The 16,061-nt window shown below is 55.9% G+C and carries 11 protein-coding genes; 9 read left to right on the top strand and 2 right to left on the bottom strand.

Annotated features, from left to right (window positions below; all coding sequences use genetic code 11):
- Nucleotides 1-40: 40 nt before the first annotated feature.
- The 4 genes from KI379_RS30150 (at nt 41) to KI379_RS30165 (ending at nt 6,067) form a co-directional block, all read left to right on the top strand.
- Nucleotides 41-1,456, top strand: a complete 1,416-nt coding sequence (locus KI379_RS30150) for an FAD-binding oxidoreductase (protein WP_076173638.1) — start codon at nt 41-43, stop codon at nt 1,454-1,456.
- Nucleotides 1,449-2,816 carry a (Fe-S)-binding protein gene (locus KI379_RS30155; protein ID WP_373309630.1) on the top strand — a complete coding sequence of 456 codons (1,368 nt, stop codon included), beginning with the start codon at nt 1,449-1,451 and terminating at the stop codon, nt 2,814-2,816. Before KI379_RS30150 ends, KI379_RS30155 begins: the two co-directional genes overlap by 8 nt.
- Before the next feature lie 208 nt (nt 2,817-3,024).
- Entirely contained in the window at nt 3,025-4,767 is a 1,743-nt protein-coding gene (gene nagZ / locus KI379_RS30160; protein WP_212985871.1) for a beta-N-acetylhexosaminidase, read from the top strand.
- 196 nt (nt 4,768-4,963) lie between these two features.
- Nucleotides 4,964-6,067, top strand: coding sequence for a Leu/Phe/Val dehydrogenase (locus KI379_RS30165; protein ID WP_212985872.1), 1,104 nt, complete (start codon nt 4,964-4,966; stop codon nt 6,065-6,067).
- A gap of 223 nt (nt 6,068-6,290) precedes the next feature.
- Here the strand turns inward: KI379_RS30165 and KI379_RS30170 are convergent, their stop codons facing one another.
- Nucleotides 6,291-8,294, bottom strand: a complete 2,004-nt coding sequence (locus KI379_RS30170) for a methyl-accepting chemotaxis protein (RefSeq protein WP_306433709.1) — start codon at nt 8,292-8,294, stop codon at nt 6,291-6,293.
- 710 nt (nt 8,295-9,004) lie between these two features.
- On the opposite strand from KI379_RS30170, the gene KI379_RS30175 reads away from it, so the two are divergent.
- Together KI379_RS30175 and KI379_RS30180 are read left to right on the top strand one after the other, a co-directional pair.
- The gene (locus tag KI379_RS30175) at nt 9,005-9,652 is read left to right on the top strand and encodes a GntR family transcriptional regulator (RefSeq protein WP_212985873.1); all 648 of its coding nucleotides are present in this window, start codon (nt 9,005-9,007) and stop codon (nt 9,650-9,652) included.
- Between the two features lie 46 nt (nt 9,653-9,698).
- On the top strand, nt 9,699-10,868 hold the full coding sequence (locus tag KI379_RS30180; protein WP_076173643.1) for a helix-turn-helix domain-containing protein: 1,170 nt from the start codon (nt 9,699-9,701) through the stop codon (nt 10,866-10,868).
- Nucleotides 10,869-10,928: 60 nt separating this feature from the next.
- Here the strand turns inward: KI379_RS30180 and KI379_RS30185 are convergent, their stop codons facing one another.
- The gene (locus KI379_RS30185) at nt 10,929-11,834 is read right to left on the bottom strand and encodes an RraA family protein (protein ID WP_212985874.1); all 906 of its coding nucleotides are present in this window, start codon (nt 11,832-11,834) and stop codon (nt 10,929-10,931) included.
- Nucleotides 11,835-12,860: 1,026 nt separating this feature from the next.
- Here KI379_RS30185 and KI379_RS30190 point away from each other — a divergent pair.
- The 3 genes from KI379_RS30190 (at nt 12,861) to KI379_RS30200 (ending at nt 15,992) form a co-directional block, all read left to right on the top strand.
- Nucleotides 12,861-13,826: a carbohydrate ABC transporter permease gene (locus tag KI379_RS30190; RefSeq protein ID WP_084204072.1), complete on the top strand. Its 966-nt coding sequence runs from the start codon at nt 12,861-12,863 to the stop codon at nt 13,824-13,826.
- 53 nt (nt 13,827-13,879) lie between these two features.
- The gene (locus KI379_RS30195) at nt 13,880-14,650 is read left to right on the top strand and encodes a carbohydrate ABC transporter permease (RefSeq protein ID WP_212986049.1); all 771 of its coding nucleotides are present in this window, start codon (nt 13,880-13,882) and stop codon (nt 14,648-14,650) included.
- A 64-nt stretch (nt 14,651-14,714) separates the two neighbouring features.
- Nucleotides 14,715-15,992: an ABC transporter substrate-binding protein gene (locus KI379_RS30200; RefSeq protein ID WP_244879497.1), complete on the top strand. Its 1,278-nt coding sequence runs from the start codon at nt 14,715-14,717 to the stop codon at nt 15,990-15,992.
- Nucleotides 15,993-16,061 lie beyond the last annotated feature (69 nt).

Genomic DNA, 16,061 nt, shown 5'->3' on the forward strand with positions numbered 1-16,061 from the left:
CGCACTGATATCGATTATGGAATGTAAAGGAGTGTTTTCCTTGCTGCAGGAAGACGTAAAACGCGAGCTTGTCGCCATTTTGGGCAGCTCTTATGTAAAGGATGATCCCCAGTCGCTGGTCACGCATTCGTATGACGGCACGCCGATGCTGCAGTCGCTGCCGGATGCGGTTGTATACCCGGAAAATACCGGCCAGGTCTCCGAAGTGATGAAGGTGCTGAGCCGGCATAAAATCCCTGTCGTCGGCCGGGGTTCGGGAACGAACCTGTGCGGCGGCACGGTGCCCGTTCAAGGCGGCGTCGTCATGGTCATGCACCGGATGAACCGGATCCTCGAGATCGATATGGAAAATTTAACGGCAATCGTTCAGCCTGGGCTAAATACGAAACAGTTTATTACGCATGTGGAGGAGCTCGGCCTGTTCTACCCGCCGGACCCGAGCAGCATGTCGATCTCGACCCTCGGCGGCAATATCGCCGAATGCTCGGGCGGCCTGCGCGGGCTGAAATACGGAACGACCAAAGATTACGTGATCGGGCTGGAGGCGGTCTTGGCGAGCGGCGACATCATTCGAACCGGCGGCAAGCTGATGAAGGATGTGGCCGGTTACGATCTGACGAAGCTGCTGGTCGGTTCGGAAGGCACGCTGGCCATCATCACGGAGGCGACGCTGAAGCTGATTCCGCCGCCGAAGTACAAGAAGACGATGCTGGCGATGTATAAGGATTTGTACGGCGCGGCCCGCACGGTATCCAAAATCATCGAGAACCGGATCATCCCGGCTACCCTGGAAATTCTCGACCGCTCCACGATCAGGGTCGTGGACGATTATGCGAAGCTGGGGCTGCCGCTCGACATGGAAGCGATCCTGCTGATCGAACAGGACGGCGACATGGAAACCGTGGAGCGGGATATTGCGCTTATCACGGACATCTGCCGCAGCGAGCAAGCCGATCAAGTGAGTATCGCGGCGAGCGCGGAGGAGGCCGAGAAGCTGCTGACCGCCCGGCGCAGCGCGTTTACCGCGCTGGCAAGACTGAAGCCGACAACGATTCTCGAGGACGCGACGGTGCCGCGTTCCAAGATCGCGGATATGGTACTTGAGATCAACCGCATCGCGAAGAAATACGACGTCCAGATCTGCACCTTCGGCCATGCGGGAGACGGCAACCTTCATCCGACGGCAACGACCGATGCGCGCAATCAGGAGGAAATTCACCGGGTGGACGAAGCGTTCGAGGAAATCTTCGAAGCAGCGATCCGGCTCGGGGGAACGATTACCGGCGAGCATGGGGTCGGATTGGTGAAATCGCCGTTCCTCGAATGGAAAGTCGGGGCAGCGGGGATGGAGGTCATGAAGGCGATCAAGCAGTCCTTTGATCCGCAAAACCTGCTGAATCCGGGGAAAATGTTCGCAAAAGAAACAAGAAAACGGGTGGTGATCGATCGTGGGTAACACGGTGAACGTGAAGGAGCGGGCGAATCCGCTCGCCGAGACGCTCCGGCTGCGCCTCGATGAGGACCAGCTGACCAACTGCATGCGCTGCGGCTTCTGCCTTCCGGCGTGTCCAACCTTTGCCGAGACGGGCATCGAGGCCGAGTCGCCGCGGGGCCGGATCGCCCTGATGAAGGCCGTTGCAGATGGCATTATGGAGCCGGATGGGGCGTTCGAGGAGCAGATGAACCACTGCCTCGGCTGCCGCGCCTGCGAGCCGGCCTGTCCGGCGGGCGTCAAATACGGGCAGCTTATTGAACAGGTAAGGGACGCGATCGAGGATCACAAGCAGCATAAACCGCTGGTGAAGGCTGCCCGTCATGCGGCGTTCAAAACGGTATTTCCGCATCAGAAGCGGATGAAGCTGGTGGGCCGAGGCCTCGAGCTGTACCAGAAGTCGGGGCTGCGGAAGGCAGCGCGGTCCACCGGCATCATGAAGCTGTTTCCGAAGCATATCAGCGATATGGAGAAAATATTGCCCGAAGCTTCGGGCAAGGGCGTGCTGGAGAAGATCGGCGCGTATCACCCGGCAAAAGGCGAGAAAATCGCAACTGCAGCGCTCTTCAGAGGCTGCATTATGGATGTGCTGTTCACGGACACGAACATTCATACCGTGGATCTGCTTACCGCAGCCGGCTTCGATGTAGTGATTCCGGCGGCACAGAACTGCTGCGGCGCCCTGCATGCGCACAGCGGCGAGGCGGAAGGAGCGCGGGAGCTCGCCCGCGGCAACATCCGCGCCTTCAAGGAGGCGAATGTGGACTATATCGTCTCCAATGCGGGCGGCTGCGGGGCAATCCTGACCGAATACGACCATCTGCTGCATGAAGATCCGCAGTGGCGGGATGATGCAGCCTGGTTCGCCGGGCGTGTCGTCGACGTCAGCGAGCTGCTTGTCCGTGCGGGCCGAAGCTTAAACTTCGGCGTCCCTTCGGCAGGACCTGCTCCAGAAGGGAACCCGAAGGTGAGAATCACCTACCAGGATTCCTGCCATCTGCGCAACGTGATGAAATCGGCGGACGCCCCGCGCGTTTTGATGCGCCAAGTGGAGGGCGCCGAGTTTATCGAAATGAAAAACGCCGATCGCTGCTGCGGCTCAGCAGGCATCTACAACGTGACACAGCCGGAAATGGCCGGCAGCATTCTGGATCACAAGATGGAGCATGTGGAAGCGACGCAGGCCCAGTATCTGCTGACCAGCAATCCCGGCTGCCTGCTGCAGATGAAGCACGGCATCGAGAAGGAAGGCCTCAGCGGCAGCATGAAGGCCGTCCATGTCGTCGATTTTCTGCATGAGCGGCTGCAGGAGCGGACGGAATAGGGAGAAGGAATCGCAGGGGGAACCGGATCCGGTATACCGAAATTGAAATCAGAGTGATGGATCATTGAAGATTCGAATCCTATCAGAATCGATATTTTAAATCATGCTGTCATGGATTTGGGAGCGATGATGGTATTTCGCAGATATTGGAATCAGATCGGAATCAGCAGCGCAATTGATACAGCATATGAGCTAGGGGGATATCACGATGAATCAGGAACGGAAGATCGATCAGCTGATCAAGAGCATGAGCCTGCGGCAAAAAATCGGGCAGATGTTCGTTTGCGGCTTTTGGGGGACGGAAATCAGCGAGGAGCTGCGGCAGTTCATCAGCACGCATCAGATCGGCGGCGTCATTTATTTCGCCCGCAACGTGAAGACGACGGAGCAGGTGGGCAGGCTGAGCCGGGATCTGCAGCAGGCGGCCGCAGCGTCGGGGACGCTGCCGTTGTGGATTTCCATTGATCAGGAAGGCGGAATGGTCGCCCGGATCACGGAAGGCGTTGCTCTGATGCCGGGAAATATGGCGCTGGCCGCCGCGGGCTCGGCGGACTGGGTGTACGAGTCCGCGCGCGTCAGCGGGGAGGAACTGCGTTCCCTTGGCATCAACCTGAACTTTGCGCCGGTGCTCGACGTGAACAACAATCCGCTGAATCCGGTCATCGGCGTCCGTTCCTATGGGGAGTCCCCGGAAGCGGTGGCGGAGTACGGGACGCTTGCTTTCCGCGGCCTGCAGGACGCGGGCGTCGCGGCCACGGCGAAGCATTTTCCCGGACACGGGGATACCGCCGTGGACTCCCATCTGGACCTGCCGACGATTACACACGACCGGGAGCGGATGGATGAGGTGGAGCTCGTTCCGTTCAAAAAGGCGATCGCCGAAGGCATCGACGCGGTCATGTCGGCGCATATTTATTTTCCGGCGCTAGAGCCGTCCAAGCTGCCGGTAACGCTGTCGCATGCCGTGCTGACCGGCCTGCTGCGCGAGGAGCTCGGCTACGATGGCGTCGTCATGACCGACTGCATGGAAATGAAAGCGATCGCCGAGCATTACGGCACCGTCAAGGCTGCGGTGATGGCGGTCGAAGCGGGAGCGGACACCGTCCTGATCAGCCAGACCCCGCAGCTGCAGGTGGAGGCGATGGAGGCGCTGGAGCAGGCGGTCCGCTCCGGCCGGATCGCGGAGAGCCGGATCGACACCTCCGTGCGGAGGCTGCTTGCGCTGAAGGCGAAGCGCGGACTGCTCGGGAGCCCGGCGGAGCTGGGGACGCTGCGGCCGGAGCTGGGCGGGCAGGTTGTCGAAGTCTCGCATGGGCTGCAGGACGAGCTGGCCCAGAGTGGCAAACAGGCAGTGCCCGGACTGCGGGACAAGCTCCCCGGGAGCGAAGCCCACATGGATCTGGCCCGCCGGATCAGCGAGGCAAGCATTACGCTGGTGCAAGCAAGGGAGGGCATCCTGCCGCTGAAACGGGAGCGCACGCTGGTCATCTCGGTCGCGGCTGCCGCGCTGACGATCGCCGACGAAGCGATCGCGAGGACGGAAAGCCTGGGCAGCGCCCTGGCCGCACAGGGGATCGACGTGACCGACCGTCAGGTGCCGCTGGCCGAAGTGGCGGAACAGGCGGGCCGCCTTATGGAGGAAGCCGAAGGCGGGGAGGTGCGGCAGATCGTCGTGGGCACGTACAATGCGCAGTTTGACCCGGCGCAGATCAAGCTGGTCCAGAATTTGCTCGCGCTTGGCAAACCGGTCGTGGTGGCCGCGCTTCGCAATCCGTACGACCTGATGTGTTTTACGGAAGCGTCTGCACTGGTTGCGGCCTACGAGAGCCGCCCGCTGGCGCTTGTGAGCACCGCCAAGGCGATCGCCGGCACCATCCCTTTCAAAGGGCGTCTGCCGGTATCGCTCGGCGCATCGTATCCCGTCGGTTGGGGGTTGCAGACAAAAGCGTGAGAAGCAGGGACAAAGCATTTAAGACGGCGTCAGCCGTCTTTTTTGTGTTCAAGCACGCCTAGTCGGGTAAAGCCCGGAAAGTCGGATAACACGGGTGAAAACTTTACTTTCAAGTCAAATCATTACTATAATGATCCTGTTACGCTTATAAGCGTGAGTAGCATGAGGCATGAATCACAATGGAGGGAACACCGATATGGAACTGTTTAGCGCAATGGAACAGTACGATTATGAGCAGCTGCTTTTTTGTCAGGACAAGTCGTCCGGACTCAAAGCGATCATTGCGATTCACGATACGACGCTCGGGCCGGCACTGGGTGGGACCCGGATGTGGACTTACGCTTCCGAGGAAGCCGCAATCGAAGACGCATTGCGCCTGGCTAAGGGCATGACCTATAAGAACGCTATTTCAGGCCTGAACCTGGGCGGAGGCAAAACCGTCATCATCGGCGATCCGAAAAAGGACAAGAACGAAGCGATGTTCCGGGCTTTCGGAAGATACATACAAGGATTGAACGGCCGCTACATTACGGCAGAGGATGTCGGCACAACGGTGGCCGACATGGATATCATTCATCAGGAGACGGATTATGTGACCGGGATCTCCCCGACCTACGGCTCGTCCGGCAATCCGTCGCCGGCGACGGCGTACGGCGTATATCAAGGTATGAAGGCCGCCGCCAAAGAAGCCTTCGGTTCCGATTCGCTGGAAGGCCGGACGATTGCAGTGCAGGGCGTCGGCAGCGTGGCTTTCCACCTGTGCGAGTATTTGCATCAGGAGGGCGCCCGGCTGATCGTGACGGATATCAACGAGGAGGCGGTCAGCCGCGCGGTGGAGAAGTATAACGCCACTGCGGTGGCGCCGGGGGATATTATCGGCGTTGATTGCGATATTTTCTCCCCCTGTGCGCTGGGCGCCATCATCAATGATGAGAGTATTCCGAAGCTGAAGGCAAAGGTTATTGCCGGCTCGGCCAACAACCAGCTGAAGGAAGCCCGGCACGGAGACCTGATTCACGAGCTGGGCATCGTATACGCGCCGGATTACGTCATTAACGCCGGCGGCGTCATCAATATTGCCGACGAGCTGAACGGCTATAACAAGGACCGCGCCTGGAAGCAAATCAGCGGGATCTATAACAGCATCTCCCGCATCTTCGACATCTCCCGGGAAGCCGGCATCCCGACGTATGTTGCCGCGGACCGGCTTGCGCTTGAGCGCATCGAAACGCTTAAAAATACGCGCAGCCCGTTCCTGCAAAACCCGCATCATGTGCTGAGCCGACGTTTTGGGCGTTAAGCGAGAGGGCCCGCTGGAAACTAAGCGGGGAATTGCTCCAGGGAATCGCTCAGATTATTGGGGAAGCACATCAAACCTGCAGGCACTAAAAGGCATACCGACGGGAACTACCCGTATATACACCAAAAAGCGTACCGCACGGACTAAAACCGTACGGTACGCTTTTTAACATTTCATATACCCCCGGGGGCCGGGAAATCAAGCGGACTGCTGCCCGCCCCAATCAGCCCTCCAGCTTGAAGCGGTCGATTTTCTCCTGCATGTCCACCGCCATCTTCGACAGGCTGTTCGCCGAAGAGGAGATTTCTTCCATGGACGCCAGCTGCTCCTGGTTCGCGGCGCTCACGCGCTCGAACGACGCGACCGTGTTGCGCGAAATGCTGGCCACTTCCTGCACGGAGGCGGACACTTCTTCGCTGCTCGCGGACATCTGCTCGGTGACGGCGGAAATGTCCTGGATCTGGTCGGTAATCTGCTTGGCGGACTTTTCGATATTGGCAAAAGCTTCGAGCGCCTCTGCCGTAACTTCCATCCCCTGATCCACATCGGACTGCACTTTATGACGCATCACGTTATACGCGTCAGTGATCAGCATCGTCATCTCCTGGATCGTGTGCTGGATTTCCTCCGCCGTGAGGTTCGACTGATCCGCCAGCTTGCGGACTTCCTCGGCGACGACAGCGAAGCCGCGTCCATGCTCGCCGGCCCGCGCCGCTTCGATCGCGGCGTTCAGGGAGAGCAGGTTGGTCTGCTTAGCCACTTCGGAGATCGCCGTGCTCATCGCGGCGATGCTTGCGCTGTGGTCGTTCAGCTTCTCGATCAGCGCAGCAGACTCGTGCGTGGACTGCTTGATCGTGTCCATTTGCGTGCTGACCAGCTGAACCTTCCGGCTGCCGGCGTGCACGTCTTCTTCCGTACGGTTCGACGAATCGACGATGGTGCTGGCCGATTCGGCAATACGCTGGATACCGCTGGCCATTTCCTCCATCGTGCGCGCGCTTTCCTGCGCGGCGATGGCCTGGTTATTGGCCTCCTGGGCTGAATCCGTCATCAGATTGGAGACGAATTCGACGCTCTGCGCGTTCTGCTCCGTACTGGCGGTCAGCTCTTCGCTCGAGGCCGCCAGCTGGCTGGAGGTTTCCGACATGTCCAGTACCATCCGGCGCAGCGAGTCGACCATGGCGTTGTAGTTATGCGCCAGGTCTCCGATTTCGTCTCGCCGCTTCGTCACGACGCGATCGTTCAAATACCCTTCGCTCACGCGCTTCGCCGAACGGTTCAGCTGCTCGATCGGACGCGTCATGCTGCGGATGATGAAGAACATCACGATCAGCGCGGCAATAACGGCGATCACAAGAACGATAGCTGATGTCCAGAAGATTGGCGTCGTCGCCTTTGTATATTCGCTCTCCGGAAGGATGCCGACGATTTTGAAGCCGGTCAGCTCGTTGGTCACGAAATAGCCGCGCTGGCCAACGCCATTGATCGGATTGGTGTAGTCGAGCAGCCCTTCATTTTTACCCTGCATCGTTTTGAGCTGGTCGCCGACAAACTTGGCACCCACCTTCTCGGTCGGGTGCGACATCAAGAGGCCGTTGCGGTCCACTAAGTAGATGTAGCCCTCGTTGCCAAGGTGAACCTGCTTCACGATGTTGTTGATGTTCCCGATGCTCAGGCTGATGTTGATGACCCCTTTGCCGTCGGGCAGCGTTTTGGAAATGGCGACCGCATAGTTTTTCGTCGTAGCCGAAATCGCCGGATCGTCGACAACGGCCTGCCCCTTGTTGTTCATGGCCAGCTTGTACCAGTTGCGGGTCCGTGGATCGAACTGCTGCTGACCGGGGTCAGGAGATTTCATCCAGGACCCGTTGTCGGTGCCGATCGAGACGATTTCGATTTCCGGATGCTGCGCTTTAAAATCGTCAATCAGGATTCGGGTCTCCACCGAGTGGTTTTCGATGTCGGCATACGTAATCTGATTGCTGAGTTGTTTCACGTTGGACAGCTGCATTTCAACCATCGTGTTGATCAGTTTGTCGAGCAGCATGACGCTTGATTTCGTAGTGTCCTCCATTTTGTCCTGAAGCTGTGCTTTGGCGCTGTTCACGGCGAAGACGGCAAGCACAACGGTCGGGATAATGAGCATGAGACAGATGAAGAGCATCAGTCTGCTTCTGAGCTTTTTAATGTTGAAAAGCCCGGATATTTGCTTGAGTAGCTTGTTCAAACGAGATTCCCCCTGCAGTCGATATAGGTCTAAAGTTCCGGCAGCACCTGTGTGAACAGGCGCAGCGCTTAAAAGAGCAGCTCCGGGCGGGCCGTATGTGCCGATCCGTGAGAATCCGTCAATAGGTATGTAATATATTTGAATGGATTCATCCGTTTCGGCGGACGGCATGCCTGAGCGGAAAGGATTCCGACCGGTTTTAGTTCCTATTCTATATTTCGACAAGTACCCCCGATATTTTCATATCTTTATTTCATAAACCGGCATTTTTTTCTGAAAAAATGAAAGGAAGAACCATTCATTTCCTGTTTTTTTCCTGAATAGGTAGGACGAACTATACGGGTTACACCGAAAATAGGGTGCATGGGATTGGCTTTTATTGGATAACATTCGATTGTCCGATGGCGGATAGGGCTTGCGGCGGGATGGGGCAGGGATGGAAGCCCCACGGAAACGGATTGTCGATATACGCGAAAAGATCATAAAAAATCAAACCCTTTTCGTCAAAATTCTCCGTTGTCAGAAGGCATCTGGCCCCCATATAATGATGGAAACAAATTATCGATAATCGATAATAGCGGGAGGGATGATGGAACGTAAGTCAGCGAACCTATCGACCGACCGTTTTGAAAACGGTTACCTGACTGCCGTTTCGTACGTGTTGGTCAAATCTGCGGTCATGGATGATCGGCGAATGGAGACTGAGAGTCATGTCAAACAGCAGTTACATCCCTTTGGGGAATTCCATCAGCGAACAGATTTATTTGAGGCTTAAGCGGGAAATTATCGCAGGCGAGCTGCAGCCGGGAACGCGGCTCATCGTGCTGGACATCGCGGGTAAATTTCAGGTCAGTCAGGCGCCTGTGCGCGAAGCGTTGGAGAGGATGAAGCAGGAAGGATTAATTAACGGCATTCCGAATAAAGGGTCGGTCGTTTCCAATATTACGTCGAAGGAGATCAGAGATATTTTCGTGCTTCGCGAAATTATTGAGGGTTACGCGGTGAGAACGTCTATGCCAACTTTGTCGGAGGATGATTACGAGCAATTGGAAATGATTATCCGGTCGATGGAGGAAGCCGTCGAGCGGGATGACACGCTGGGCATCCTCGAGCTGGATATGGATTTTCACGGATTTTTCTACAAACGCTGCGACAATCAGGCTATTCTGGAGCTCTGGAACCAAATGAGGACGAAGGTGATGCGCTTTATGGCCATCTCCAATCGTCATCACACGACGGATTTGCTGGCCGAGTGGCATCGGCGGCTGATCACCGTCCTCCAGACAGGGGACGGGGATGCGGTTGAGGAGGCTTTTATCGAGCATATGCATGCCTATAAGTTCATCCATATGGACTAGAACCATGCCTCTCGTTCGTTATCCTTTCACAAAGGGGAAATGAAGCATGTTAAATGAACGTTTCTTGTTCGATGACCAGGATGTTATGACTTGGATGAGGGACCGTCTGTTAAGGCACCTCATTTCCGGCAAAGCGAATATGAAGGGGGAACTGAAGGAAAGCCTGTCCCGGCTTCGCCTGAACCCGTACTATACGTTTCCCGCCATTGCGTTATTGGAGCCGACCGCTCCTTATGACCATGAGCATGACCGCTTGGCATATCTTGAGAACATGCGCGCCGATCTTCAGGAGCGTGTGCCGGAAGGGAGCGTCGTCTTTCTGGACGAGGAAGGGAGGATCGGACTGCTGTTCTCCTGGGTTTCCAAAGAGGTGCTGGTCCGGGTGCAAGCGATGCTTCAACAGCGGTTTCCCCATCCGGTGAACATTGGAGTAGGGAAGCCATGCAGCCACTTGAGCGACATCCATCTTTCTTACCGGCAAGCTTCGGCTGCACTGAATAACAAGTTTTACCGCGGGACGGGCCAAATCATTCATTACAGCGAAATCCGCCGGATGGAGCCGGTCGGGCGCTACCCGGCCGAGAAGGAGAGAAAGCTGTACGCCAGCTTCCGCTCGGCCGCTACGGAGGCGGAGATCGCAGAAGCGGTGGACCAGTTTTATGCCGCACTGCTGGAGAAAGGCCCGATCGACGTGACGAGCATGTATGAGCTGACAATCCGGATGCTGGTCGGTATTGAAAAAAGGGTGATTGCCGACGAAGGGAATGGAGGCGCTTACAAGCCGTTTGAAGCGACGTCGCTGGTGAAGATCGGCACGCTGGATGAACTGAAGCGCTACGTCACCCGGTTTCTGACCGGCCTGTGGGAGGTCTTCTCGCCCACGCTCAAAGAGAGCCACCGCAGCCTTATTAAAAAGACCATCCATTACATGGAGCAGGAATGCCAGTATGCTTCGCTGCAGAGCGTCGCGCAGAAGGTGTTCATTACGCCGACTTATTTGAGCCTGCTCTTCAAGACGAACACCGGCAAGACGTTCATTGAGCACTTGACCGAAATCCGGATCGACAAGGCCAAGGATATGCTTCGGACCACTCATTACAAAAACTATGAGGTCGCCGAAAAGGTCGGATACCAGGATTCCCGCTATTTCAGTCAAATTTTTAAAAAGAAGGTCGGTGTCTCCCCCAGCGAGTATCGGGAGTCGATCTGCAAATAGGCAGCGAAAAAAAGGAAGCAGGCCATTCAGCCCGCTTCCTTTTTTGTTGTTGTGAAACCGCTACAGCCGCACGTCGCTCCGCGGACCGTCGAGCTCGTTTTTTCGGGCTTCCTCAAGCTCGGCTTCCCAGGTCAGATGCCGATACTCGGCGGCAGCCTCGTCGCTCTCGAACCATTGGGTGAAGTCCTCCCACAGCGCCGTGGTCCAGGAGGCGTCGATCTGCGCAGTGGAGTAGACGCCTTCTTTGAGCCGGACGAAGCCGAAGATGTCCCGCACCTGCGATTTCTCCGCCTGCACGGCCGTCAGCTCGGCCAGATGGGGAGGGATGAAGATGACGCCGGCCGGCGTGCCCAGCACCACGTCACCCGGCAGGCAAATCGCCTTGCCGATCCGGGTCGGCACGTTCATGCCTACCATGGTGACTTCACCGATGGCCGTCGGGTCGCTTCCGCGGTAATAGACGTTGATGTTCTTGATTTCGGACACCTGCTGATTGTCGCGGATGCCGCCCCAGATCACGGCTCCGCCGCGCTTGGTGCGGGTGGAGATGGCCGTCGAGAGGTTGCCGCCGACATAGGTGCCGAGGTGGACCTTGTCGAACATATCGACCACGACGACGTCATCTTCAACAAGAGAATCGATCACCCACTGGTTAAAGAAGCCGCTTCGTCCTTCCTGTTCATGACCATAGTTCAGCAGCGTCTCGTGCAGATCCGGCCGCTGCGGTACCATGACCGCGGTGACCGCGCGTCCCACCATGACCTGGTCGGGATGCACGATTTTGAAGTCGCCTTCAAACTGGAATTTGTAACCCCGGTGCCAGAGCGGCCCCCACGCTTCTTCCAGCGTAATTTTGCGGATTCTTCTCAGCACGTCTTCGGGCACCTTCGGCCGTCCGTTCTCGAACCGCTCGCCCTTCCACTGCGGCGTCAACTGAATGATATCTACCGGATTGTCAAATTTCATTCCAAAATCCCTCCTCGATCAATGGATGCTTTCGAACCTAGTGCTTGATTCCATTGTTAAGGACGAATTCCGTTTTGTCGATGCGACTTTCTTAAGATGATCGAATTTATAAATTTTCAGCAGAGATGAGCCATTCGATCACCGCAAAGCCTATCTATGACACTCTCCAGACCTCAAGCCAAACGGCCTTTCTATGACACTCACCAGATCTCAAACCAAACGGCTTCTCTATGACACTCACCAGATCTCAAACCAAACAGCCTATCTATGACACTCACCAGTTCTCAAACCAAACGGCTTATCTATGACACTCTCCAGTCTCAAACCAAACGGCCTTTCTATGACACTCTCCGGATCTTAAACCAATCAACTGCTCCCCGGGACTCCGCAAACCTCAAATCAATTGGTCTTTTCCCCGCACTGCCCATTTTTGAAATAGCCCTCGTACAACATTCTCTGTCCTTATCCAATGGACATATTCTTGTTTTGTTTTATAAAAGGTGGACACGGCACTATATCCTTCTACGGGCGGCTAAAATGCAGATGTTTCTACATCTTGTATTAACATCTAGATTCCAACCTATATATGGGATGGAGATTGAGAGTAAAGATAGGGTGCGTTTGTCCACCTTTTGAAAGACAAAATCACAATCTGTTCGTTGTCAGTGAACAAACACCTGGAACGACAAATCTAAAGTTTTGTTCGTTATAAGTGAACAAACTCCTGGAACGATGCACATCTAAAGTTTTGTTCGTTATAAGTGAACAAACTCCTGGAGCGATACAAATCTAAGTTTTGTTCGTTATAAGTAACCCAACATCATTGAAATGTACATCGAAAGTTATTGGCGTAATGGAGCATATCTCATTTTTACCACCTGAAATTGAAGGAGCGGGGGGGAGACGCAGACGGATTTTAAAAAAACAAACATTATCGTAAAATCGTCGCCTTTAATCATGAAACCGCTTTCGAATAAAGTAGTACTACAATCATTTTTATGATGATGGAATGCAAGAGGGGAGGAAATGAAAAGGATGGTTGCAGAAACGAAAACGACAGCCGAAGCGGAAAAGACCCGACGCGCCGTCCGAAAGCGCGCAAAGACCGGGGACACCCATTTGGCGGGTTACATCTTTATTTCCCCGTGGCTCATCGGCTTTTTACTGCTTACGCTGTGGCCTATCGCCCAATCGTTTTATTTGTCCTTTACCGACTACTCGCTGCTGGAAGACCCGGTCTGGGTCGGAACCGAAAACTACGTCAACATTTTTACGAATGATTCGACCTTTACCAAATCGCTTGGCGTCACCTTTTTGTTCGTCCTGTTCTCCGTGCCGCTGAAGCTGTTCTTCTCGCTCCTCGTGGCTATGGCGCTGAACCAGAAATTAAAAGGCATGAACCTGTACCGGACGGCCATCTATTTTCCTTCGCTGATCGGCGGAAGCATTGCGGTGGCAGCCCTGTGGCGCAACATGTTCGGCCTCGACGGCTATATCAACCAGGTACTCGCCTGGTTCGGCATCCAGGGCGTAGGGTGGATTTCCAATCCCGACACTTCGCTGGGCACGCTCATTCTCCTGAACACCTGGCAGTTTGGCTCGACGATGGTTATTTTCCTGGCTGGCCTGAAGCAGATCCCGCAGGAACTGTACGAATCCGCAGCCGTGGACGGCGCCGCGAAGATCCGCCGGTTCATCAGCATTACGCTGCCGATGCTGTCTCCCGTCATGTTTTTTAACCTGATCCTCGGCGTCATCGGCTCCTTTCAGACCTTTACCTCCGCGTTTATCATTACGAAGGGCGGTCCGGTCAACTCCACTTACGTGTATGCCTTGTATTTATACGAGAAGGCGTTCAAGCATTACCAGATGGGATATGCCTCGGCGCTGGCCTGGATCCTGCTCGCCATAGTCGCACTCTTGACCATCGTGAACTTCGCCGCATCCCGCTACTGGGTATTCTACGAATCGGAAGGAGGGGGAACGAAGTGAAGCTGAAGTCCAAGGTAACGAATCATCTGTTTCTCTCCTTGTTCTCGCTTCTCATGCTGTACCCGGTCATCTGGTGGGTCGGCGCCTCCCTGAAAAAGACCGAAGAGCTCAGCCTGCCGACCATCTGGCCGAAGACGCCGATATGGGAAAATTACAGCAAAGGCTGGCATTTCTCCAGCGAGTACACGTTCGCCCACTTTTTCGGCAATTCGCTCCTGATGGAGGTCGGCAACGTCTTCGGTGGGGTGCTGACCGCCGCCATCGTCGCTTACGGCTTCGGCCGGCTGAGCTTCAAGCTGCGGGGCTTCTGGTTTTCCATCCTGCTGCTGACGATGATGCTGCCCGGACAGGTGACGATCGTTCCGCAGTATATCCTCTTTAACAAGCTGGGCTTTGTGGACAGTTACGTGCCGCTGGTGCTGCCGCATTTTTTTGGCGGCGGAGCGTTCTTCATCTTCCTGCTGGTCCAGTTTATCCGGGGCATTCCCCGGGACCTCGACGAGGCGGCGAAAATCGACGGCGCGTCGGTGTACGGCATCTTCCTCCGGATCATTTTCCCGCTGATCAAGCCGGCGCTCATGACGGTCGCGATATTTACCTTTATCTGGAGCTGGGACGATTTCTTCGCGCAGGTGCTGTACATCAGCTCGGTCGAAAAGTTTACGGTCGGCCTGGCGCTGCGGATGTTCATCGACCAGTTCGATATCCAATGGGGACAGCTGCTCGCCATGTCGCTGTTGTCCGTCCTCCCGTCCATGCTTATCTTTTTGTTTGCGCAAAAGCATTTTGTTGAGGGGATTGCGACGACCGGCCTCAAAGGGTAGCTTGGCTGCGTAATAAGATTCCACGAAAAAAATGGCTGATATAAAACGAAAGGGGAAACGGAAGATGATGAACATGAGACGAATGAGCCTTGTCTCTCTCCTGCTGGCGCTGATCTTCGCGATCACGGCCTGCAGCGGCGGCGGAAAAGGAAGCGGCAGCGGAAAGACGCTGAGCATCATGTGGTGGGGACCAGACGAGCGGCACGAAGCGACCAAAAAAGCGCTGGATCTGTACACGCAGCAGCACCCGGACGTAAAATTCAAGCCGGAATACATGGCTTGGGATGCCTATTGGCAAAAGCTGCCGACACTGGCGGCATCGAAAACGATTACCGATGTCCTTCAAATGGACGCTGCCTATTTGCAGGAGTACGTTAGCCGGGGGCAGCTGGAGGATTTGTCCGATATCGACTTGACCGGTATCGTGGATCCCGGCGTCCTCGAGAATTTGAAGATCGGCGGCAAGCTGTACGGCATTCCGCTCAGCCAGAACGCGCAGGGGATCGCCTTCAACAAGGAGGATCTGGCGAAATACGGCATCCCGCTGCCGCATAAAGACTGGACGTACGACGAGTTTTTCCAATGGGCGAAGGATGCGCGCGCCAAGCTGCCGGAAGGCAAGTATCCGATCGGCGACACGACGACATGGGACGGCTTCAACTACTACCAGACGGCGATGGGCAAGCCGCCGATCATGGCTGACGGTGGCAAGACGTTCACGCTGGATAAAGACCTGTTCATGAAGTTCTACCAAACCTATGAACAGTTCCGCAAGGACAAAATTGTGCCTCCGGCGGACCAGGCGGCCTCGTTCCTGGAGAACGACCCGCAGGCGGACCCGATGGCTTCCGGCGTCGTCATGACCCGGGGAGCGACGACCGGCTCGGTCAGCGCGCTGGAGCAGCTGATGCCGGGCAAAGTGGGTGTCGTCAATATGCCGACCGGTCCGGCCGGCGGGGGCTGGGCACAGTCGACTATTTTCCTCAGCGTCAGTGCCAATTCGAAGAACAAGGAAGAGGCAAAAAATTTCGTCAAATGGTTCGTGACGGATAAGGATGCGGGAAAAACACTCGGACTAACCCGCGGCATTCCGATCAACCCGGAAATTTACAAGGAGCTCGAGCCGAATTTGGAAGCGAAGGATAAGCTCGGCAAGGAAATTTACGATCAGTCCGTCGACAAAGCGCTGCCGTTCTACTCGCCGGCTCCCGGATTCACGGAATGGGTGGACGCCTACAAGAAAGAGATGGACGCGGTCACGTTCGGCCAGCAGAGCCTGGAGCAGGCCTTCGACAAGATCGACAAGCTCGGCAAGGAGCTGGCAGCCAAAGCAGGAAGCTGAGCCGGGGAAGCAGCGCCTTTCGGGAAGTGGAGCTCCCGAAAGGCGACCCCTGTGACGAATCTTCCTAAT

Source organism: Paenibacillus cineris, from assembly GCF_018333335.1.
In the GTDB taxonomy this organism is placed as follows: domain Bacteria; phylum Bacillota; class Bacilli; order Paenibacillales; family Paenibacillaceae; genus Paenibacillus_AQ; species Paenibacillus_AQ favisporus.